Here is a 22,545-nt window from a genome sequence, read left to right on the forward strand (position 1 = left end):
ATGAACTTTAATATTAAAAATAAGGAAATTTTTTATTATAGGTTATACTACAAAAAGCTAATTTTTCACTTCTTGAGAAATTTTTCGAATCATCTAAAGCTCGATTTCCGTCGAAATAAGGCTTCCTAATCAAAGGGCCCTCCTGGTCCCTTGATTAGCTCATCACCTCCTGTGATGAGACCTTATTTCGTCGGAAATCTCGCAAAGATTTGGCGAAAAATTTCTATGTCACTCAAAATTAGCTTTTTACAGTATAATCATAAATACGTAAAGAGGTGAAATAAAATGTACGGAATTTTAAAAGCTCGTAAATGCCAGGCTACTGAACAACAGTACCGGGAGTTCAAGGCATATTATTGTGGGCTTTGTGACGCTTTAGCTACCTATTTTGGAAATTTGAGTCGAATAACTGTTAATTACGATATGACTTTCTTTTATCTTCTTTTAGATAGCCTGGTGGAAAAGAGTCAAAGAACTACCGGATTATGTCCCACTACTCCCTGGAAAAAACGGGATATCATTGTTAATAAGTATCTGCACCCCTTTCTGGGAGCGGCAAATATCTATCTGGCTGGTCTTAAACTTAAAGATGACCTTTACGACCAGACCAGCGTAATTAAAAAAATTAGTTATCAGGCTTTTCAGGGAAAAATGGTGAAAGCTGCTCAAATCTTATTAGATTTGGGTGTTGACATGACAAAAGTAAATAAATTTTTTGAAAATCAGTTGATTCAAGAAGCTTCGGGAAAATCATTAGCTGATTACTATCAGGTTACTTCCCAGGGATTAGCTTTTCTTTTGAGTGAAGGAAGTAAGCTATTAAATCTACCTGAAAAAACACGCCTCGAACTTAAAAAATTAGGATTTGAATTAGGTAAGGTTATATACATTATGGATAGTTTTGTCGATTATCCTTCTGATACAAAAAATGATCGGTTTAATGCACTGGCTCAGGCCTTTGGTGATCAAATTCAATTAGTGGGCAATCTTTCTCCTGAAATCCGTAATGAAATTTACACTGTACTTCAAAATTCCCTTCAGAACACGATTCAGGTAATCGAAAAAATGGATTTTAAAAAGAACCGGGATTTGCTCAATCTTATCCTGCAAGAATTGCAAATCAAGGTTCAGTTTTTAGTAAAAAATACCCGTGATATGGAAGAAGTCGAAAAGATTGTCAAATCCGCTTCACCAATTTATCTGTTAAAACACCCAACCTATTTCTTTAAAAGCCGGGCAGCTCATCGGAAGTATGATCGCCACTATCATCACCATCATGACTGCTGTTGTGATTGTTGTGATTGTGATGATCTAATCACAACAGCCATCTGCTGTGATGCAGCCGATTGTGACTGTGATGCTTTAGAGTGTCTCAGCACTGGCAATCCCTGCGAACTTCTGGAGTGCTTCTGTTGATGATGCCGGATTTAAAAACTATTCTGCTTGGCTTAGTAATTTTACTTATTGCGGGATTGCTTTATTTGCTGAGACGACAACTAATGCTTTTGGCCATCAACCGCGGAATATTAATTATTCAGAAACTTATCTTGAAAATACTGACTACATTAGGTGATTATAAAGCACCCAAATGGGTATTAGTAGAATATCCAAGCAAGGGAATATTTACACTGGGCATCCTCTCTCAAACCGGTAAGACCAGATCAACGATATATATACCTTCCGGCCCAAGGTTAATCCCTGGCCAGACGGTCTTTCTTGACAATAATAATTGGCATCATCTAGATTTAGACTTTGAAGAAGGTCTCAGAATAATAATCACCCTTGGCCTTGATCCCGGAACCGGGAAAATCTCACATAAAATCTGGAATAGAATGGAGGATTTTCAGAGTTGATAATCAAAAAAATTTACGAACATAAGTTGAAAAAATATCGCAACAAAATTAATAATCAATTAACACAAATTGTCCAGAATAAAATTGATGATGACAAGATAATAGAAATGATGCACTATGCTTTAGAAAGTGGCCGTAGATTTCGACCACTACTCTTTTTGTTGACCTACAAAATCTTTCAGCCTGAACTGGATAATAAAACTTACCAAATGGCTACCGCCATTGAACTTTTACATAAAGCTTCCCTGGTTCATGACGACTATCTTGATGGAGATAAATACCGTCGTGGTAAGGCCAGCTTTTACCATAAATATGGTGATAGAATGGCAGTAATTGTAGGGGATATTCTGGTTAGCCTGGCCTTTGAAGAATTTCTTAAAGCTACAAATGATCCCTATCTGGTCCAGAGCTGGTCACGACTCTACCGCTTGTTAGCGCTGGGAGAAGCCAAAGATTTAATCTGGGAAGGAAATCAGGATATTGATACCGAAAAGTTGAAATCCATGATCTACGGCAAAACAGCCAGTTTTCTGGAATTTGTCATGATAGCTGGTTGCTATCTGGCAACCAGGAATCAGAAGCTGGCTACCAAAATGGGACAGTTTGGCAAAGAGATCGGTTTTGCCTTTCAGATTATGAATGATCTGAATAATTGGTGTGGGTTAGAGAAGAAGTTGGGACGCCTCCCCCAGCAAGATATCATATCTGGCAAAGTCAATCTGGTTACAAGGCTTGTTCAGCAGTATCAAACTTCAGTAATAGACCCTGCAAAATTAAAAGAACGTGTTACAAATGAAGCCAAAGAGCTGGCTCTTCAACATATAAAAGCAGCTTATTGTATTTTAGAAAATCTGGACATTAATAATAAATACACTAAAGTTCTTGCTAGTCTTTTAAAGGAGTTCGACCAGGAGTGGTTCTGGGTGGATCGGGATGATCAATGATCTAGGATATCTTTTTTTGCTAGGCTTTTTGGGTATCAAGGATTTAAAATATAGAAGGATAAAACACTGGCAAATTTTTACCTTTTTGGTTTACATCCTGATACAGATAGTGAGTAGAAAATATCTCACCAGCTTTATTTTGATTAATTTCCTTATTGTAACCTTTCTTGGTTTTATTGGCTATCTTATTGGGAGAATAGGGGCGGCTGATGTGAAAGTCATCGCCCTTTCCTCCCTATATAACTTCTACCGCTACCATCCATGGTGGGTCTGGAAAGCGGGAATCCTTACTGGAATAATTGATCTTTTACTAGGAGCCCTCTATTATCACCCCAAAGGAGAAGCTACTCCTCTTCTTTTCTCCTGGATGCTGGCCAATCTCCTTTTTTTTATCTTATGGTTGATTCAATCACCGTTATCTTAAGTCTGAATTATTAACATATCCTTGGTAATTGGTCTCCTGCCAACATCTCCAGAATCCGGGTTGTTCCAATCTCCGTCTCCACAAATACTTCGGGATACTCAGTTTTTGCCACCACTTCACCGATGATCGCCGCATCTTTACCTTCCGGCAGTGCACGCATGGCAGATAGAACTTCCTCCGCTGATTCAGCAGGCACAACTGCTATTAACTTACCTTCATTTGCCACATGAAAAGGATCTAATCCCAAAAGATCGCACATCCCCTGCACCTGTGGCAAAATGGGTACTCTGCTCTCTTCTACTTTTATCTCTACACCTGCCTGTTCAGCAATTTCATTCAACACAGATGCTACACCACCACGGGTTGGGTCACGCATTACTCTGATCTTCGGCTCTACATCTAGCATGGCATTAACCAATCGATGTAATGGTGCACAGTCGCTTTTTAAATCCGTCTTCATCTCTAAACCTTTCCGACACGCCAGGATGGTGATTCCATGATCTCCCATAGTACCGCTCAATATTACCTTATCTCCAACCTGAATCCTCTCAGGAGACATCTCTATACCATCAGGAATTATGCCTATCCCCGTCGTGTTTATATATATTTGATCCCCTTTACCTTTCTCCACCACTTTGGTATCCCCGGTTACAATCTCTACTCCTACATTTTCCGCTGCCTCTGCTATTGAATCAACTATCCTACGAAATAACTCTAATTCAATTCCTTCTTCCAAAATAAAAGCCAGACTGAGATAAAAAGGTTTTGTTCCTACCATAACCAGATCATTTATCGTCCCATAAACTGCCAGTTTACCAATATCTCCACCAGGAAAAACGGGTGGAGTAACCACAAAAGAGTCAGTTGTCATTGCTAGACGACCTGAGGGTAAATTTAATGTAGCTGCATCGGTGAGTTTATTTAAAGTTGGATTTCCTAAAGTCTTAACAATCAAATTTTCAATCAATTTTCTAGTCATTGTTCCACCACTTCCGTGGCCGAGTAAAATCTTATCGGACATGAAAACGTCCTCCTCTCCCGCGATAACGATAATAAGCTGCACAGGTTCCTTCAGCTGAAACCATACAGGCTCCCAACGGCGACTCAGGCGTACAGACTTTGTCAAAAGACGGACAATCCAGCGGTATCTTTCGTCCGGTTAAAATTAAACCGCAAATACACGGACCATCCATATTTTGTGAACTATACTCTGACAATTGCTCCATTTCTTCCTGGACTGCCTTAACCGCATCCAGGTTTTCCTGAGTCAGAAGATCAAAATCTTTCCATTCATCTTTAAGCATTAACCCCGAATCGGGAATCATACCCAGACCGCGCCACTCACTCTCCGTTAGTACAAAATATTTATTAATCATCTCTACTGCTCGCCGATTACCTTCTGAACATACAACCCGTCGATATACATTTTCAATTTCAGCCCTTCCTTCCGACAGTTGTTCTAAAATTTTAAGAATTCCAAGCAAAATCTCAAGAGGTTCAAAACCGGCTACCACCCCCGGCATACCAAATTCTTCTGCTAGAAAATGATAAGGTTTAAGACCAATAATTGCACTCACGTGACCGGGTAAAATAAATCCATCCAGCCTTATATCTTGAGTTGTTAAAGCGCGTAATGCCGGGGGTACTATTTTATGGGCATTTAATATTTTAAAATTCCTGATTCCTTCTACCTCAGCTTGCTGAATAGCAAGAGCACTCAATGGTATGGTAGTTTCAAATCCCACACCTAAAAATACCACCAACTTCTCGGGATTTTCACGTGCCAGCTTCAAACTATCAAGAGGTGAATACAAAATCTCCACATCTGCCCCTTCTGCTTTGGCTTGTAATAAAGATCCCCGTTTTCCAGGAACCCGCATTAAATCTCCAAAAGTTGTGATGATAACATCCGGTTGGCGCGATAATAAAATTGCCTGATCGATAAACTCCATCGGTGTCACACAGACAGGACAACCCGGGCCAGAAATTAGCTCCACTTTTTCAGGCAGTAGATCCCTTATCCCAAAATGAAATATACTGTGGGTATGAGTTCCGCAAACTTCCATTAAACGAACAGTTCTATCGAGAGATTCAGTAACTTGATGAATTTTTTGGGTCACCTTTTGAATCAAAAGAGGATCACGGTATCTATTCTTCATCACCTACCAACTCCTCTAATAATTTCAATGTAGCCTGAGCTTCCTCATTATTAATTATTTGAATCGCCGTTCCAGCATGAACCATGACATAATCTCCTACTTTTGCTTCCGGTACCAGTGCTAAATTCACTTTCCGCTGAATACCTTTTGTTTCTACAATTCCTTCAAACCTTATAATACTTATAATCTGTCCAGGAACTCCAATACACATTTAATGTTCCTCCTTACTCCCTGAATAAGACTAAAAATAAAGGGGCAAAAACCCCTTCCTCTGGAATCTTCCAGAATCTAATTACTTACTGTCTTTTCTTTTTTTCTCTGTTTTTTACTCCAGAAAAGATATGAAAGCCAGATACTGATCTCATATAAGAAAAGCAATGGCCCTGCCATCATCACCTGAGTTATTACATCAGGTGGAGTCAAAATTGCTCCTACTGCAACTGAAAGTACGATAGCATATTTACGGTGTTTTCGTAAAAATTTTGGAGTCACCACTCCCAGTTTCGTTAAACCGATTACTACAAGTGGCATCTCAAAGACGATTCCTAAAATCATCAGAGAAGTAGTAACAAAACCAATATATTTTTGCATCGATAGCATAGGTTGAACATTCAAACTACTAAAATTAAGCAAATACTTTAAAGCAAAAGGAAGTACTACAAAATACCCAAAAGATATTCCTACCACCATCAGGAGAAATGCTGTAGGAATCAAGGTAAACAAAATTACCCTTTCATGCTGGTAAAGACCGGGTAAAACAAAGCGAAACAGTTGATAAATAATAACCGGACTTGCCAACATCAAACCGCCATAAATGGCAATTTTCAAATATGTAAGAAAACCCTCAATAGGAGAAATATATACAAGATTAGTAACTCCTAAAGGTTCTGTCATATAATAATAAACCCGATCTGCATATAAAAAGATTAGCACAATTCCAACAAGCCAACCCAATATTGCTTTTATAATACATTTCCGTAAATCGGTCAGATGTTCAACCAATGTCATTTTTTGATCATACCTGCTTTTTGTCATTTTCATCCTCCAAAATTTCAGCAGTCATTTCTTTTGAAGCATTTTTGAACTCGCGAATAGCTTTTCCCAGAGATTTACCCACTTCTGGTAACTTACCTGGCCCAAAAACAATCAAAGCAATAACCAGAATAAGGATTAATTCAGGAATACCAATATTGAACATAACAATTCCTCCTTTTATATTTACGCTGACATGCTCTTTTTAACTTCCAACTGTTTTATTATCCACTCTACTAATTCATCCAGCCCTTCCCCTTTAATACTGGAAACTTTAAATATTTCAATGTCAGGCTGGATTCCCTTTACTTCATTCAAAAACCTTTCCATATCAAACTGATTATACTTAAGTAAATCAATTTTAGTTACCACAAGTACTTTCGACTCCTGAAAGATCCGTGGATATTTTTCAGGCTTATCATCACCCTCGGTTATACTCATTACCACCATTTTAAAATCTTCTCCCAGGTTAAATGCAGCAGGACAGACTAGATTGCCAACATTTTCAATTACCAAAAGATCCAGTTTATTTAAATTCAGATTTTCAAGGGCCTCCTGTACCATTACTGCATCCAGATGACATCCTCCACCGGTGTTAATCTGAACTACATCAACTCCACAGGCTTCAATCCGTTTGGCATCCCGGATGGTGAAGATATCTCCTTCTATAACAGCAATCTTTAATCTGTCTTTAACCCGCTTAATCAGCCCTTCCAGTAATGTGGTTTTTCCAGCTCCCGGAGAACCTATCACGTTCATTACCAACAGATTATGTTGATCAAAAATCTGCCGATTCTGTTCACTCACCCGATCATTGGCCTTTAATACACTTTTGACAATTTTTATTTTCTTCACCATCATCCACCCCCAACGAATCTACATATAACTCCTTACCAGCTATAATCCGACCCCCTCTTCCACATTGCGGACAGATTATCCGATATCCCTCCATTAGATACCGAAGATCACATTTAGCACAATAGGCCACACCGGGTACATACTCTATCTCCAGTCGAGCATTTTCTAATCCCGTCCCCTTCTTCAATACCTCAAATGCAAATTGCATAGACGCTCCCTCAACAGCTGTCAACTCTCCTACTTTAATTTTGACCAGATCTATATGGGCCAGACCATGAGCCTTCATCTCAGCCTCTACAATCTCAAAAATACTCTGCATCAGAGATAGTTCATGCATTTTCTGTCCTCCTGATGTTAAAATTACTAATTTCTTCTTTAATAATTTCGATGACATATGGAATTTTTTCTTCTAACTCTTCCGATAATCCCATTTGATAACAAATTTCTTTTGGTTCCATTCCTATAACTACCACATCCGGATTATGGCCCAGTTTCTGGAGCATCTTCAAAACGTCCAAAAAATGAATCTCATGAAGGGAAGATTTCCCTTCCCTCCATTTGAGTTCCTTTAAAGTCAACCGATAGATAGTGCCCGGCTCATGACCAGCTTTAAGGCTGTCCACTATGATTAACCGGTTGTATTTCATGAAGGTGGAAATGAGATCATAGACGGCAGTCCCGCCATCTATAATCTCTACACCTTCTATCCCTTCTTTCATAAATTCTCTAATAACCCAGATTCCGATACCATCATCCTTTTGTAAAATGTTTCCTATCCCGATAACAGCAGTTTTCATCTTTATATTAACCTACCTTACAGGATTGACTATAAATTCACTGATCACTTCACGGTCAGCTCTGGAAACATGAACAGAACAACCGGTACATGGATCATAAGAGTGAACTATTCTAAGAATCTCAATTGGTTTTTCTACATTAGCCACATTAGTACCAACTAAAGCTCCTTCAATTGGCCCAGGATTACCATTATCATCACGTGGAGATGCATTCCAACAAGTTGGGGTGATTACCTGATAATGGCTGATCTTAGAATCACTGATAGCAATCCAATGACCTACTGCACCCCGTGGTGCTTCAGTCAAACCAACACCAACTCTACTATTAGGTACGGTCAATTCATCATAGGAAGTAACTTCTGGCTCAAGCTGAAGGAGCCAATCTTTCATTGCATAAGCAATCTTTCTAGCTTCCTGAGCCCTGGCCAGGTGACGGTCCATAACAGAAATACCGTTCGTATAATCACCATTAATGGTCATCCGGGCCAGAGGGCCTAATTCAAATGGCTCACCATTATATCTCGGAGCCTTCAACCAGCTATATGCACCGGATTTATCCGGAGTAGGAGTAGTAGAACCATTAGATGGGTGTTTATTAGTATCAGAGTTATCATACCAACTGTACATTACATATTCTTTAATCAAGCTCTCATCCAGCTCGGAAATTGTACCATTGGTATAAACTCCCCGTCTAAAAAGTTTGTAATTACCAGTATTATCCAGGTCAAATACACCATATGCTAATAAATTGCCATTTCCAACTCCGATACTGAAATAATCGCTATAAGCATCAGCTATAGTATTAACATCTGGAATATATTTATTATTAATAAAGTCAATAATCCAATCCAGATACATGTTAAATTTAGAGATCGATTCAGAAGTTGGTGTTACAGATACACCACCGGGCAGCACTGTAGTAACATGGGGCATTTTACCTGCAAAGATAGCAGCCATCTCATGGGCTTTCCGTCGCGCTTCCAAAGCCGCTACATAGTTATCTATGATTGCTTGATTTTGGCTGGAAGTTAAACGGCAATCAGTATTATAATGAGGTGTCCAGGGTTCCATCTCCGGTCCCTGAATATAATCAAGAGCTGCCAGATGATAAAAATGTAAAATATGACTTGCAATAAAATTACTACCCAGAATCAGATTTCGTATGATGCGAGCCTGATCAGATGGAGTATAGCCGAAGGCATTTTCTAGAGCATTTACAGATGCCATACAATGGGATACGGGGCAGACACCGCAAATTCGCTGGGTCAAATGAACAGCATCCCGTGGATCACGACCAATTAAAATCTTTTCAAAACCTCTAAACAGGTTACCCGTACTATGAGCATATATAACGTTATTGTTAGAATCTATATCAACTTCAATAGCCAGGTGACCTTCAATACGGGTTACTGGATCTATTTTAATCTTAGCCACAATTTCACTTCCTTTCTCTTATAAATTAAAATTTATAGAATGGGGATACAGCATCTGGAAAACCGGGATATGCACAACCGATACATGGATGGTTGGATCCAATACACCAATTAACCCCATTGTTCCACTTAACAAGTGGGCAATCAATGTAAGTATTTGGTCCATTACAACCTAATCCATTCATGCAGCCAAATTCACCAATTTTCTTCGCCCGGGAAGTTCCCCTACGTGGACAATTGCTATGTAATTTACGGCTGAAGAATGCTTTTGGTCTTCCTTCGCCATCCAGGGCTGGCATTCCGGTGGAAATAAGTTCTAGTATCACTTTTACCAGATGGGTTGGATGAACCGGGCATGCTGGCAAATTAACCACTTTATTTTTCTCAACGATCTCATCAAGGTGGACAACACTAGTTGGATTTGGATTGCCACCGGGAATTCCGCCAAAAGCAGCACAGGTGCCTGCAGCAATCACATATTTAGCCTTAGCAGCCAGATCCTGAACAGCCTGATACATGGTCCAGGGGGTGCCATCGGTCTTTTCGCCAACAATACAATACTTGCCATTAGCACTGGTCGGCACAGACCCTTCTACTACCAGAATAAATTGACCCATCTTATCAATCATTTCATACTCTATCTTTTCCATTGCCATATGACCTGCAACAGCAGAGAGGTTTGGGTGATACTTGAGACTAATGTGATTTAATAATACATCATCAACAGTAGTTGGATCTGTTACATTTAATAAAGAGATAGCACAACCACTACAGCTTGCTCCTTGAATCCAGATGACAGGTGGAGCAGAAGAATCAGCTAATACTTTCTCCAGCCGTAATAAATCCAACTGCGAAAGACCTAAAGCAGCAGCGGAAGTAGCTGCCCATTTCAAAAATTCACGGCGAGTAATTCTCATACTCCCATTCCTCCTTTTTAAACTCTTTTCTTTAAATTCCACCCCCGGCTTGGCGGAATTTGTGAAAGATATAACTTTCTTATATAAAAAAATAACCAGTTTTTTTCTTATTTCCCATTATAGCAAATTGTCGTTAATTAGTCAATTGGTTTTAGTACTAAAAATAAGTTTTTTTACTAAAATATTATATGCTCTAGTATGAAAATTTTGGATCTATTTTAAGTATATGTTAATAATCTTTATAAAAATATTGATATTAATGTAATATAATTAAAATTTTTTTGATTTTCTTTAATTCTACTTTTGAGGACTTTTATCCTTTTACCAGATATATAAAGATACTTTTTTCACATAAAAAACTGAAGGAAATTTTTTTGAATCTTTCAGCACAAAAAAATCCAGTTTTTGTTAAGAACTGGATCAAGCTGTTGAAAAAAGGGTAGGTGCACATAATTTGATCCCACAGAGGAACAAAAACTAAATATAATTTCTTCCGCTACCGGACGCTCCGCTTTCCTGGCTGCGCGTCCTTAAAAGTCAAGGCTTCCGCCCTCCTGGCTTTAAATCTTAACTTATACGCTAGAAATTATATTTGGTTAAACTGCAAAAAGCTAATTTTGAGCGACATAGAAATTTTTCGCTAAACCATCTTAGCAAGATTTCCAACGAAATAAGGCCTCATCACAGGAGGTGATGAGCTAGTTCTAAGGGCCAGGAGGGCCCATTGATTAGGAAGCCTTATTTCGGCGGAAATCGAGCTTTAGATGGTTCGAAAAATTTCTCAAAAAGCGAAAAATTAGCTTTTTGCAGTTTAATCATATTTAGTTTTTCTAGCAGTGCACGGGCAAGTCTCTAAAAAAGAAAGGTTTGTCAACTAGCTCATCCAATCCTTGTTAAGAACTGGATTTACGACATAAAAATATGATATTTTGACTTTTTTCTGTTAACGGATCCTTATTAAGAGAACCATATTCCTCAAAAATTTCAAATCCGCAATGCTGGAGTATTATTTTCAATTCGCGGGGGAAGAAATAAGTCAGTATAACATTGCTAATTGCCTGGCGTATCATTTCCCCTTTTTCATATTCTTCAAGAATAATTTCATCTTTTTCAATCTGATTCAAGAAATCATAGGTTGGTTTAAAACGATCTATGATTTTCCTTCCAGTCTCAGGATGGGTATATTCAAAAACAAACTCTTTTCCATTGGATTCTACCATATATGGGATATCAGGAGCACTGATATCGATAATAAATACCCCATCCTCTGTCAGATGTGTAGCTATACACTTAAAAGCTTTCTCAAGATCCTTTATTGTAGATAGATGCATAAGTGTGTTACAGGCAGTAAATATAAATTTAAACTTTTTTTCTAAATTAAAGTCTCGCATATCGGCTTTAACTAAAGTAACTCTATCCTTAACTTCATCTTCTTCCTGCTCCAATTTATTACGGCAAATCTCCAACATTGCTTCAGATAAATCCATACCAGTTATTTCAAAACCTTTTCTTGCGAGAGGAATAAGAAGCCTCCCCGTTCCGCAACCCAGTTCCAGTATAGGACTTCCAAATTCCTTAGCAAAACTGATAAATGCTAGAGCATCATCTTCATTAGAATGTAAAACATCATAAAATTCAGCAAAAAAACCTTCATATTCCGTGTTATAAAACTCCTTTTTCATAATATTTCAATCCTTTCTTTGATAAAGTTTTAATCTTTATTTCGTCAACTTTTTCCAAACTCCTCTTAATTATCATCTAATTTCTAAATAACTCAGTCAGGCCTGACTTGACTCTGACCCTTATCTACAAAATAAAAATTGTAGGATCTTTTAAGACCCTACAGCCTATTATCCTTTCCTTTAATTACCCGAAAGGGTCGTTCAACAGTGGAAGATGATATTTTTACTAAACACTCCAACGGTAAAAATGTAATAAGTGGCAAATCCATAACTTTTAAAATTGCTCTATTTCCATCAAAATGGGTAATTTGATAAATTAAACTCTCAGGATCATTCCGGTCGATCACAAGATCACCTAAACGCATAAAAAACATCCCCTTTATACATCAATTATTAAATAAATATGCTGAAAGTCATTTTCTTATTCTTTGTTAATATTTTCTACTAATTGTTTAAATAAAAGTCCTGAGCAATTACAAAAATTTGCTCAGGACTTTCTTAAATCCTTTTAAATTTAACTATTTTTGCAGTACAATCATACTATTGAAAAATACCTTGACAAGTTTAATCCCTATACCTCAGATCGACTTATTATAAACAAAAAAGCCCGTCCCTCTTTAATCTTAACCCTTGCCTGATCCGATACAATAATATTACTAATTGCCAGCGTACTCTCTCGAAAAATTTCTGCATCAGTTAAAGAATATTTAAAACCTTTCAGCGTAACCCCACGTACTACGTGATCAACCGGAATTAAAGAAAAGGTATCCCCCTTGTGCCCTTCAATCACCAACTCACCTTCTAATATCTGAATCTCTACTGTTGGCGATACTAACTTTACTTTTACACCATATTGATGGCCATAATTCAACAACACCAGATTTCCCATAAAATGATCCGGCCGTCCACCGAAAGCCCCACCAACAAAAACCTCCTTATAACCTTCTGCAATTAAATAATCCAATATCAGATGGGTATCAGTTTTATCCTTTTCCGCTGGAAAGAGTACAAACTCTATCCCCATCTTTTCGTATCTTTCTTTCACATCGGGATTTATCGAATCTAGATCACCAAAAATTCGGTCAGGTTTTAATCCTAACTGTAAGGCAAACTTTGCACCGCCATCAGCACAGATCAGAGTATCCACTCTCTTTCTTAAATTATGAAAATAATTCCGATCTACCTGACGTTCACCATTTGCTAATACTAGAGCACGTTTAACCATATCTCCACTCCCCATTTTCAATATCTTATTACATGATTTTACTGCAAAAAGCTAATTTTTCGCTCTTTGAAAAATTTTTCGAATCATCTAAAGTTCGATTTCAGTCGAAATAAGGCCTCATCTGAGGATTGATGAGCTAATCAAGGGCCAGGAGGGCCCATTGATTAGTGTGCCTTATTTCGACTGAAATCGAACTAAGATGGTTTAACAAAAAATTTCTATGTCGCTCAAAATTAGCTTTTTGCAGTTTAATCATTATATATTTTATTTTTATAGCAAAATTTCTTCATATAAAATGAAAACTCCTCTATAAACCCAGAGGAGTTTTCATCACTATTTTATTCTGAAACTTCAACTGGATTAATCTTCGCCAGTTGCTTTCTAGCAAGAAGTAAAATTACAAGAGAGATCAAAAGGGATGGTATTATATAAGAAGCATTATAGATAGCTGAATAAACCCAGACATTCTGACCTTCAGGAGCATATTCACCAAAAAAGACCACTCCTGAGATAAGATGACTTAAAAAACGTCCAAATACACCTATAACTGTACCCAGAATGATATTAATAGCTCCTTTATCACCATCCAGTTGGGTTTTAAAAAGACCTGCCAGTCCCAACAAAGCAAAAGGTAAAGGATAATCTAAAATTAGTTGAACCGGATGTACAATATATGCACCAAAGATCATCTGAAGTAACCCATGAGCAGCACCTGTCAAAAAACCTGCACCTACTCCCCAGCGAAGAGCTATAAAAATAATGGGAAGCATCTCCAGGTTAACAGAACCGCCTTGAGGCATGTGGAAAAGTACTAATTTGTTAAGAATCAGTGCTATAGCAACCGCTACAGCCATTTCAATCATCATTCTAATTTTTTGATTCCGCATGAAAAACTCCTCCTTATAAATTTGATTTGGCATTTTAAAAAAAAACCGTACCCTGGTGAGGTACGGTACATCCGTAAATTGGTCATACTTTTACTACGGACTGCTTCCCTCCGCCAGTATTACCTGGTTCAGGTTGTTAGGGTCGATGTTTTACACATCCTCTCAGCCATGTAATGGCTCCCCTAGCAGCCTTAAACTACTTCATATATTCAATTATCGTTTATTATATTTATTCTACACAGTAATAAAATATTCCTGCCTACAAAATAAAATTAATTAGAAACCGATAAAAATCCAGCTTTTAGCTAAATTCTCTCATCAAATTGGCCATTTCTAAAGCAGCTAGAGCAGCTTCTGAGCCTTTGTTACCAGCCTTTGTCCCTGCTCTTTCAATGGCCTGTTCAATATTATTGGTGGTTATGACACCAAACATTACCGGAATTTCAGAATCTAAGCTGACTTTGGCAATTCCTTTGGAAACTTCAGCACAAACATAATCAAAGTGGGGAGTCGCACCACGGATTACTGCACCAAGACAGATTATTGCATCATATTTTCCACTGAGTGTCATCTTCTTTGCCACCAACGGAATTTCAAAAGCACCCGGAACCCAGGCTATCTCTACATCTTCATCAAGAACTTCATGACGCTTCAAAGTATCTAAAGCTCCTGTCAGTAATTTTGAGGAAATAAACTCATTAAAACGACTTACCACAATTCCAAATTTTAATCCCTTTCCTGTCAGTTTTCCTTCATATGTCTTATACATCATTTCACCCTCCTATTTAAACATTATTTTAATTTATGATTATACTGCAAAAAGCTAATTTTGAGCGACATAGAAATTTTTCGCCAAATCTTTGCGAGATTTCCGACGAAATAAGGCCTCATCACAGGAGGTGATGAGCTAGTTCTAAGGGCCAGGAGGGCCCTTTGATTAGGTAGCCTTATTTCAGCGGAAATTGAGCTTTAGATGATTCGAAAAATTTCTCAAAAAGCGAAAAATTAACTTTTTGCAATTTAACCATTTATTAATAGTTCGATTTCAAGCTTTTTTTAGTTTAATCATTATTGAAATAATTCCTGAGCCAAAAGGTGTCCCATCCGTTCTTTTTTAGTTTTTAGATAATTTAAATTTGCACAGGTTGGTGGAATTTCAAGGGGTTCTCTAGAAATCACCTCAATCCCATATTTGGTTAGATCACTGATTTTAAGAGGATTGTTTGTCATTAATCTGATCCGATGAACATTCAGATCCCGCAAGATAGCTGCACCTACACTAAAATCTCTTAGTTCAGCTTCAAAGCCCAATTTTAAGTTAGCTTCTACCGTATCATAACCTTGCTCTTGAAGTTCATAAGCTTTTAATTTGTTCAATAAACCAATCCCCCGACCTTCCTGACGTAAATAGAGTAAAACTCCTCTACCAGCCTCTTCTATTTTTTGCATTGAACGTACCAGCTGACTTCCACAGTCACACCGCTCTGAGCCAAAAACATCTCCTGTCAAACATTCGGAGTGAACCCGAACTAAAACAGGCTCGGATGTATTTGCTACATCACCTTTCACCAACGCTAGATGCGGTTCTTGAGAATCAGGTGCTGTATATGCATACATGATAAACTTACCATATTTTGTTGGCATATTGACTTTAGCTACCCTTTTTACCCAGATCTCAACCTCTTTCCGATATTTGATTAGATCAGCTATAGAAATTAGCTTCATATTCCATTCTTTTGCCATCTTTTCAAGCTGCGGTAGTCGTGCCATCCGTCCATTTTGTAGAATAATCTCACAAATTACTCCCGCTGGATAAAGACCAGCCAGCCTTGCCAGATCAACAGCAGCTTCCGTATGGCCCGGGCGGACAAAAACGCCGCCATCTCTGGCCCGTAAAGGAAAGATATGGCCTGGACGTTTAAAATCCTCAGGTTTACTTTCAGGATTAATCAACTCTTTAATGGTCAATGCCCGTTCATAAGCGGAGATCCCTGTAGTAGTATCTTTATGATCTACAGAAACTGTAAATCCTGTCTCATGGGGATCAGTATTGTTGATCACCATCGGTGGCAAGTTTAATCTGTCCAGATCTTTTCCCATCATCGGCACACAGACCAACCCTTTGCCATTGGTAATCATAAAATTGATAGCTTCAGGTGTAACCTTTTCTGCTGCCATGACAAAATCCCCTTCATTTTCCCGGTCCTCATCATCAACAACAATAATCATTTTTCCTTTTTTCAAGTCCTCTAATGCTTCCTGAATTGTATTAAATCTCATCCTCTTCCTCTCCCTTTCTTAAAAAAATCCATTGGCAGCAAGAAATTCTTTAGTAATCCTGGAACTCTTTTCTAAAGCTTTTTCATCGTTATTTAACTGCTGCCAGAAATGATATAAATATTTGCCAATTATATCTCCCTCCAGATTCACCCTATCTCCAACTTTCCGATTTGCCAATGTGGTCTTTTTAGCAGTATGGGGAATTATTGAAACACAGAAGCCCTTAGGTGTAAGCTCAGCTACAGTTAAGCTAATACCATCAACTGCAATGGAACCTTCACGTATAACAAAGGGTTTCAGCTTTTCAGGTGCTTCAATTTCAATCAAAATGGCATTATCATCCTGATTGATACTGAGAATTGTTCCAACTCCGTCCACATGTCCGCTGACTAAATGACCTCCCAATCTGGATTTTAGCTGTAAGGCCCTTTCTAAATTAACCTTTTTACCGGGAGAGAGTTCACCCAAATTGGTCTTATCCAGGGTTACAGGCATTACATCAGCAGTAAACTGACCTTTCGTAAATGAGGTGACAGTGAGACAAACACCATTAACAGCAATACTATCGCCTATTTCCACATCTTCTAAAACTTTTTTTGCAGCAATGGTCAGACTACCTGAATTGGTTCCCCGTGTAATATTTAAAATAATGCCCACCTCTTCAATAATACCGGTAAACATTCCGCTACCTCCTCTCCATTAACTTAAAAATAACCAATGGTCAGTATATTGTCTGCTATGGGCTCATACTCTACATCTTTTAATCTAAGCCCCTGATCTATCTTTTCAAAACCCATCTTTTGAACCCAACTTAAGCCTTCATCACCAATAATTATAGGAGCCTGGAAAATATAAGCTTTGTCAACCAATCCGGCTTTTAAGAATCGGGTATATACACCACTACCTCCTTCTAAAAGTAAACTTGTAATCTCCCGTTCTCCTAAAGCAATCAGTAACTGCTCTAAATCCACACCGTCTTCTTCATAGGAAAGCAAAATTACATCAATTCCCATCTTCTCAAGCTCTTCAACCCGCTTTTGAGAGACTAGATTTTTAGCACCAACCATAATCAAAGGTTTTTCTGTAGAAAGCTGATAAGCAGCCATCTCTTTAAGTTGAGCAGGTTCAATATCTAAAGAACTGGTTAAAACAATCTTTTGAGGATTCCTGATTTCACCTCTTTCTAATCTCACATTAAGTCTTGGATTATCACTTAGTAGTGTGCCTTTACCAACCAAAACTGCATCCACCTGATTGCGGAGTTGATGTACTTTGATTCTGGACAACTCATTGGTTATCCATTTTGAATCCCCAGAAACCGAAGCAATCTTTCCATCAAGGGTAATTGCTGCCTTTAAGATCACAAAAGGCTTGCGGGTAGTTATATATTTTATAAAAACTTCATTTAATTTTCTTGCTTCCTTTTCACAAAGACCAACCTCTACTTCAATCCCAGCCTCCTTCAACCTTGTCAATCCTCTCCCTGCAACAAGCGGGTTAGGATCTTCCATAGCCGCTACAACCTTTTTTATACCACTGGCAATGATCTTCTCCGTACAGGGCGGTGTTTTTCCGTAATGTGAACAGGGTTCTAAAGTTACATATAGTGTACCTCCTCTGGCCAGTTCACCTGCCTCATCCAAAGCATAAACCTCAGCATGAGGTCCACCGGCTTTTTTATGTGCTCCCTTCCCCACTATCTTTCCATCTTTAACCACCATGGCTCCAACCATAGGGTTAGGGCTGGTAAAACCTCTCCACTCTGCAGCTAGCCTTAAAGCTAATTCCATATATTTTTTCATAAGACTGATCGCCAGAAAAACCGCTCAATCAAGCGGTAAAATGGCGATATTTCACCTACCTTTCATTACTTAATAAAAATTAAAACCCCGGGATATATCTCCGGGGTTAGTATTCCACAAACCAAAACTATGGAATCCACTGTAATTTTAAGACAGATAATCCTATCTCAAAATCCAGTATCTATCTTCTCCCATCCAGACTTTAACTGTCGGCTCTGGAATTTCACCAGATCAACCACCTATTTTAAGGCGGCTCGCGGGCTTTACCGCCGGTCGGGAATTTCACCCTGCCCCGAAGATAGATATTAATATTTCAATATTTAATTTTTGGTTCTACTGCAAAAAGCTAATTTTTCGCTTCATAAAGAAATTTTTCGAACCATCTAAAGTTCGATTTCAGTCGAAATAAGGCACACTAAATTAGGAGAAATACTACACATCCTTGTTGCACCTCTTTCAGGTGCCTTCTTTCACAGATTGTATCCCCTCCCCTGACAGGTACTTTTAACTCGCAATTTGTTTTTTGAATTCTAATTCTGGCGAGGTTGTTAAACTTGTCAGGGATGCTGGGACCCCTAATTCAACAAAATACTTTCATAGGTGGTGATTACATTGTCTAACAAACTATGTGATAAAGCCTTATTTCGACTGAAAACTCACTAAGATGGTTTAACGAAAAATTTCTATATCGCTCAAAATTAGCTTTTTGCAGTTTAATCATTTTTATTCTAAATATATTCTACAACAAAACCAAAAATCCTGCAAGTTTTTTAAACTAGACCAGATTGCCACCGCAATATCTTAATTGAGCAATGGCCTTAGCACGGTCAGAAGCACCAATCACTGCAGAACCTGCAACCAAAATAGTAGCTCCTGCCTTAATTATACCAGGAGCAGTTTTAAGATTCACTCCTCCATCTACCTGAATCTCTAAATCGGTCAACCCTAACTCTAAAGCACGCTCCCGTACCCATCTAATCTTCTTAAGACTGGCAGGAATAAATGACTGACCTCCAAAACCGGGATTTACACTCATAATCAAAACTAGATCCAGATCTGGTAAGATATGTTCTAAAGCCATTACCGGTGTAGCCGGATTTAAAGCAACTCCAGCTTTCAACCCTAAATTTTTGATCATATAAACAGTACGATGCAGATGAACAGATGCTTCCTGATGAACGGTAATATAGTCTGCACCAGCTTTTGCGAATTCAGGTATAAATTGATCTGGATTTTCAATCATTAAATGAACATCCAGAACCTGGTCGGTCCATTTACGTATATCGGCTACCATCTTAGGGCCAAAAGTTATATTTGGAACAAAATGTCCATCCATTACATCTATATGAAGCCATTCAGCATCCTGAATAGAGTTAATTTCTTCTTTTATCCTAGTAAAATCTGCTGTCAGGATAGATGGAGCTACTTTAACTCCGGTCATTTTAATATCCCCTTTCCTGTTTTTCTTTTTCCTGAATTTCATGTAAAAACGTCACATAATTCTCATAACGACTTTTAGCAATTTTACCATTCTCAACCATCTCTTTGATAACACAACCGGGTTCATGGTCGTGTATACAGTCCTGAAAACGGCATTGACCAATATAGTCAACCATCTCCGGAAATAGATATGGTAGTTCTTCCGAAGACAAAAATTCTAGATCAAAAAAGCTAAATCCGGGAGTATCTGCCACCATTCCGCCATCTTTTAATTGTAATAATTCAACATGCCGGGTGGTATGAGTACCCCGTCTAATCTTTTCACTGATCTCTCCTGTAGCTAATTTTAATCCAGGCTGAACTGCATTTAATAATGCAGACTTTCCTACACCAGAAGCGCCAGCAAAAACTGAAATTTTATCCTTTAAAGTCTCTCTTAAATCTTCAATACCAACTTTGGTCTTCGCACTACAATAGAGAGTCTTATAACCAATCTCTTCATATAATTTAAGCATTTTTCTAGCTACTTCTTCATCTACAAGATCAATCTTATTCAGACAGATAACAATTTGTAATTTAGCGGCTTCCGCCATGATCAAAAATTGATCCAAAAGTTTGTAATGAAGGTCAGGATCTTTAGCAGCAAAAGTGATAATTACCTGTTCTACATTGGCTACCGTCGGTCGAGTTAAAAGGGTCTTTCTTTCAAAAATTTCTTCAATCACCCCTAAACCGCTACCAAGATCCTGAAAACCTACTCTATCTCCTGGTATTGCTCTCTTTTTTTTCTTTTTAAAACGTCCACGAAGTCTACATTCATAAATACCTCCCTGCTCGTCATCCTTTACATAATAAAAACCACTATAAGCTTTGATCACAATACCAGTTTTCATTGCCTACCTCCCTAAAAACCATATCTTTCTTCTCTGACCAACTCTCCATTAATAAAGACCTGAAGAATTGTAGGTCCAACAGTATGGATATCCCTAATAACAATATGATCTCCTGGATGATGAACTTTATCATAAATTATATCCCGACCATTATCATCAATTACCACAACTTGAATCTTCTGGTTATAAGAACCTTCTGAAACATTAATTGTAGCAGTAAAAGAATAGGTAGATGAACCCTTGGGATTTCTCAATCCTTTACTGATAGTTAGATTGATGGGTGTTCCTTCAGGTGCCACGGTACCAGCTACAGGATTTTGATTTGCTACCTGACCAGCTAAAAACCTGGTAGTCTCTTCTTCTATAATCTCACCAACTACAAAGTTGGCTTCTTCAATTCTACGTTCAGCTTCCTTTCGACTGAGTCCAATAACATTGGGAATCGTTCCCATAATCGGTTCAGATCCTTTACTAAAGATTAAATTTACCTTTGTCCCACTCTTCACCTGTTCATTGGCTGGAGGATCCTGGGTCATTACCTGGCCCTTGGGAATCTTATCTGTAAATTGATATTCCACTTCCCCTAACACCAGATCAGCCTCATGCAAGGCTACTTTTACTTCACGCATCTCCAGACCAATCAAATTCGGAACTGTTGTCATGGTAGCGCCTTTACTTAAGGTCAACATAATCACACGATTTTTCTTTACTTCTTTACCTGCTTCAATATCCTGGGAAACAACATGATCAGCAGGAATTTCCGGACTTGATACTTTAAATTCATTGAAAATTACCCTTAATCCAATCTCTCTGGCCTTCTGTTGGGCCTCTTCTTTACTTAAACCTATAAAATCAGGAACTTTAACTACAGGTACTTTTGTATATTGCTCTAAAGCCCAAAAACCGACTGCTCCCAGGATAATAAATGTAAAAAGTAGAATGAGCATGATTTTGACAAACCGGACAAACCCAGAACCTTTTCTTTCTTTAACTTCATGACCCGCCGCTGTTTTATTATAGTGCTGATCCGAAATCCGTGGTAAAACCTGAGTTTCGTCACTATCCAGATAGGTCTTAATCTCATCCCCATCTTTTCTCTCAAAGGTCTTAACCATTCCCCGTAAAGCATTGAGCATCTCAGAAGCATTGGCAAACCGTTTATCGGGATCTTTATGAAGGGCCTTCATCACCAATTTGTCAATACGTTTTGGTAATTTTTCATTTAGCTGACTTGGCGGCAATGGCTCTTCATTGATATGCTTTAAAGCTACTGTAATGGGGCTATCACCACGGAAGGGAACCTGTCCGGTAAGCATTTCATATAAGACAACCCCTAAAGAATAAAGATCCGATCTGGCATTGATAGTTCCACCTCTGGCCTGTTCTGGGGAGAAATAGTGGGCTGTACCAATCACCGTCTCTGTCTGGGCCAGGGTAGCTGAATTTACTGCCCGTGCAATCCCAAAATCTGTAACCTTCACACCACCCTCTGGTGTAATCAAAATATTGTGGGGCTTAATATCACAGTGAATAATATTATTGCGATGGGCAACAACTAAAGCTTCACAGATCTGAATAGCAATATCTAAAGCTTCAGCCGGATCTAAAATCCCTTCTCTTTGAATCTTTTCTTTTAAATTTTCTCCCTGGATATTTTCCATAACCAGATAATGAATATCCCCGTCCTGACCAATATCATAAATATTTACCACATTGGGATGGGAAAGTCGGGCAACAGCTTTGGCTTCTCTATGAAACCGTTTAACAAAATCCTTGTCTGAAACCAACTGGGGACGTAAAATTTTTAAAGCAACCCAACGGTCCAGGATTAAATCCCTGGCTTTATAGACCAGGGCCATTCCCCCTTCTCCCAAAATTTCTGTCAATTCATATCTGCCGTTTAACACTTTCCCAATCAT

General features: G+C 38.3%; 25 protein-coding genes and 2 riboswitches. Of the genes, 4 read left to right on the forward strand and 21 right to left on the reverse strand.

The genetic code is table 11. The annotated features are described in order from the left end of the window. Positions 1–285: 285 nt before the first annotated feature. The 4 genes from BBF96_RS05780 to BBF96_RS05795 are packed head-to-tail and all read left to right on the forward strand — an operon-like array spanning position 286 to position 3,221. A complete protein-coding gene (locus BBF96_RS05780; protein WP_127016268.1) occupies positions 286–1,416 on the forward strand; it encodes a DUF5685 family protein in 1,131 nt (376 codons plus the stop codon). After that, positions 1,416–1,853, forward strand: coding sequence for a DUF502 domain-containing protein (locus tag BBF96_RS05785; RefSeq protein ID WP_127016269.1), 438 nt, complete (start codon positions 1,416–1,418; stop codon positions 1,851–1,853). The genes BBF96_RS05780 and BBF96_RS05785 overlap by 1 nt, the downstream gene beginning before the upstream one ends. After that, a complete protein-coding gene (locus BBF96_RS05790) occupies positions 1,850–2,797 on the forward strand; it encodes a polyprenyl synthetase family protein (RefSeq protein ID WP_127016270.1) in 948 nt (315 codons plus the stop codon). Before BBF96_RS05785 ends, BBF96_RS05790 begins: the two co-directional genes overlap by 4 nt. Then, positions 2,787–3,221: a prepilin peptidase gene (locus BBF96_RS05795; protein WP_164730919.1), complete on the forward strand. Its 435-nt coding sequence runs from the start codon at positions 2,787–2,789 to the stop codon at positions 3,219–3,221. Before BBF96_RS05790 ends, BBF96_RS05795 begins: the two co-directional genes overlap by 11 nt. A gap of 10 nt (positions 3,222–3,231) precedes the next feature. On the opposite strand, the gene hypE is transcribed toward BBF96_RS05795, so the two are convergent. From hypE to pknB, 21 genes are all read right to left on the reverse strand, one after another. Beyond that, positions 3,232–4,242 (reverse strand): hydrogenase expression/formation protein HypE, encoded by a 1,011-nt coding sequence (hypE, locus tag BBF96_RS05800; RefSeq protein WP_127016272.1) that lies wholly within the window; start codon positions 4,240–4,242, stop codon positions 3,232–3,234. Continuing rightward, entirely contained in the window at positions 4,232–5,380 is a 1,149-nt protein-coding gene (hypD, locus tag BBF96_RS05805; RefSeq protein WP_127016273.1) for a hydrogenase formation protein HypD, read from the reverse strand. Before hypD ends, hypE begins: the two co-directional genes overlap by 11 nt. Continuing rightward, the gene (locus tag BBF96_RS05810; RefSeq protein WP_127016274.1) at positions 5,370–5,591 is read right to left on the reverse strand and encodes a HypC/HybG/HupF family hydrogenase formation chaperone; all 222 of its coding nucleotides are present in this window, start codon (positions 5,589–5,591) and stop codon (positions 5,370–5,372) included. The genes hypD and BBF96_RS05810 overlap by 11 nt, the downstream gene beginning before the upstream one ends. A 77-nt stretch (positions 5,592–5,668) precedes the next feature. Further along, on the reverse strand, positions 5,669–6,415 hold the full coding sequence (tatC, locus tag BBF96_RS05815) for a twin-arginine translocase subunit TatC (protein WP_164730920.1): 747 nt from the start codon (positions 6,413–6,415) through the stop codon (positions 5,669–5,671). Further along, complete coding sequence (locus BBF96_RS05820; protein ID WP_127016276.1) at positions 6,396–6,578, reverse strand: TatA/E family twin arginine-targeting protein translocase; 183 nt, start codon at positions 6,576–6,578, stop codon at positions 6,396–6,398. Before BBF96_RS05820 ends, tatC begins: the two co-directional genes overlap by 20 nt. A 20-nt stretch (positions 6,579–6,598) precedes the next feature. Continuing rightward, the gene (hypB, locus tag BBF96_RS05825) at positions 6,599–7,267 is read right to left on the reverse strand and encodes a hydrogenase nickel incorporation protein HypB (RefSeq protein WP_205665725.1); all 669 of its coding nucleotides are present in this window, start codon (positions 7,265–7,267) and stop codon (positions 6,599–6,601) included. Continuing rightward, a complete protein-coding gene (hypA, locus tag BBF96_RS05830; RefSeq protein ID WP_164730921.1) occupies positions 7,224–7,607 on the reverse strand; it encodes a hydrogenase maturation nickel metallochaperone HypA in 384 nt (127 codons plus the stop codon). Before hypA ends, hypB begins: the two co-directional genes overlap by 44 nt. Further along, on the reverse strand, positions 7,600–8,067 hold the full coding sequence (locus tag BBF96_RS05835) for a hydrogenase maturation protease (protein ID WP_127016279.1): 468 nt from the start codon (positions 8,065–8,067) through the stop codon (positions 7,600–7,602). Before BBF96_RS05835 ends, hypA begins: the two co-directional genes overlap by 8 nt. Before the next feature lie 12 nt (positions 8,068–8,079). Further along, on the reverse strand, positions 8,080–9,501 hold the full coding sequence (locus BBF96_RS05840) for a nickel-dependent hydrogenase large subunit (RefSeq protein WP_127016280.1): 1,422 nt from the start codon (positions 9,499–9,501) through the stop codon (positions 8,080–8,082). 25 nt (positions 9,502–9,526) lie between these two features. Beyond that, the gene (locus tag BBF96_RS05845) at positions 9,527–10,459 is read right to left on the reverse strand and encodes a hydrogenase small subunit (protein ID WP_257792011.1); all 933 of its coding nucleotides are present in this window, start codon (positions 10,457–10,459) and stop codon (positions 9,527–9,529) included. An 851-nt stretch (positions 10,460–11,310) separates the two neighbouring features. After that, positions 11,311–12,099 carry a class I SAM-dependent DNA methyltransferase gene (locus BBF96_RS05850; RefSeq protein ID WP_127016282.1) on the reverse strand — a complete coding sequence of 263 codons (789 nt, stop codon included), beginning with the start codon at positions 12,097–12,099 and terminating at the stop codon, positions 11,311–11,313. A 158-nt stretch (positions 12,100–12,257) separates the two neighbouring features. After that, positions 12,258–12,464: a hypothetical protein gene (locus tag BBF96_RS05855; protein WP_127016283.1), complete on the reverse strand. Its 207-nt coding sequence runs from the start codon at positions 12,462–12,464 to the stop codon at positions 12,258–12,260. Between the two features lie 206 nt (positions 12,465–12,670). Further along, positions 12,671–13,324, reverse strand: a complete 654-nt coding sequence (locus tag BBF96_RS05860) for a thiamine diphosphokinase (protein WP_164730922.1) — start codon at positions 13,322–13,324, stop codon at positions 12,671–12,673. Between the two features lie 338 nt (positions 13,325–13,662). Then, positions 13,663–14,211, reverse strand: coding sequence for an energy-coupled thiamine transporter ThiT (thiT, locus tag BBF96_RS05865; protein WP_127016285.1), 549 nt, complete (start codon positions 14,209–14,211; stop codon positions 13,663–13,665). An 88-nt stretch (positions 14,212–14,299) separates the two neighbouring features. Beyond that, a riboswitch (TPP riboswitch) is annotated at positions 14,300–14,405 on the reverse strand. A gap of 107 nt (positions 14,406–14,512) precedes the next feature. After that, a complete protein-coding gene (gene ribH, locus BBF96_RS05870) occupies positions 14,513–14,980 on the reverse strand; it encodes a 6,7-dimethyl-8-ribityllumazine synthase (RefSeq protein ID WP_127016286.1) in 468 nt (155 codons plus the stop codon). 299 nt (positions 14,981–15,279) lie between these two features. Continuing rightward, positions 15,280–16,491, reverse strand: a complete 1,212-nt coding sequence (locus tag BBF96_RS05875) for a bifunctional 3,4-dihydroxy-2-butanone-4-phosphate synthase/GTP cyclohydrolase II (protein WP_127016287.1) — start codon at positions 16,489–16,491, stop codon at positions 15,280–15,282. 18 nt (positions 16,492–16,509) lie between these two features. After that, positions 16,510–17,172, reverse strand: a complete 663-nt coding sequence (locus tag BBF96_RS05880) for a riboflavin synthase (RefSeq protein ID WP_127016288.1) — start codon at positions 17,170–17,172, stop codon at positions 16,510–16,512. Between the two features lie 23 nt (positions 17,173–17,195). Beyond that, complete coding sequence (gene ribD / locus BBF96_RS05885) at positions 17,196–18,293, reverse strand: bifunctional diaminohydroxyphosphoribosylaminopyrimidine deaminase/5-amino-6-(5-phosphoribosylamino)uracil reductase RibD (RefSeq protein ID WP_127016289.1); 1,098 nt, start codon at positions 18,291–18,293, stop codon at positions 17,196–17,198. A gap of 179 nt (positions 18,294–18,472) precedes the next feature. Continuing rightward, positions 18,473–18,597, reverse strand: a riboswitch (FMN riboswitch). A gap of 471 nt (positions 18,598–19,068) precedes the next feature. Then, positions 19,069–19,734, reverse strand: coding sequence for a ribulose-phosphate 3-epimerase (gene rpe, locus BBF96_RS05890; protein ID WP_127016290.1), 666 nt, complete (start codon positions 19,732–19,734; stop codon positions 19,069–19,071). Position 19,735: 1 nt separating this feature from the next. Continuing rightward, a complete protein-coding gene (gene rsgA / locus BBF96_RS05895; RefSeq protein WP_127016291.1) occupies positions 19,736–20,626 on the reverse strand; it encodes a ribosome small subunit-dependent GTPase A in 891 nt (296 codons plus the stop codon). Positions 20,627–20,637: 11 nt separating this feature from the next. Further along, a complete protein-coding gene (gene pknB, locus BBF96_RS05900; protein ID WP_127016292.1) occupies positions 20,638–22,545 on the reverse strand; it encodes a Stk1 family PASTA domain-containing Ser/Thr kinase in 1,908 nt (635 codons plus the stop codon).

Origin of the sequence: Anoxybacter fermentans (assembly GCF_003991135.1) — a bacterium.
Classification (GTDB): Bacteria; Bacillota; Halanaerobiia; order DY22613; family DY22613; genus Anoxybacter; species Anoxybacter fermentans.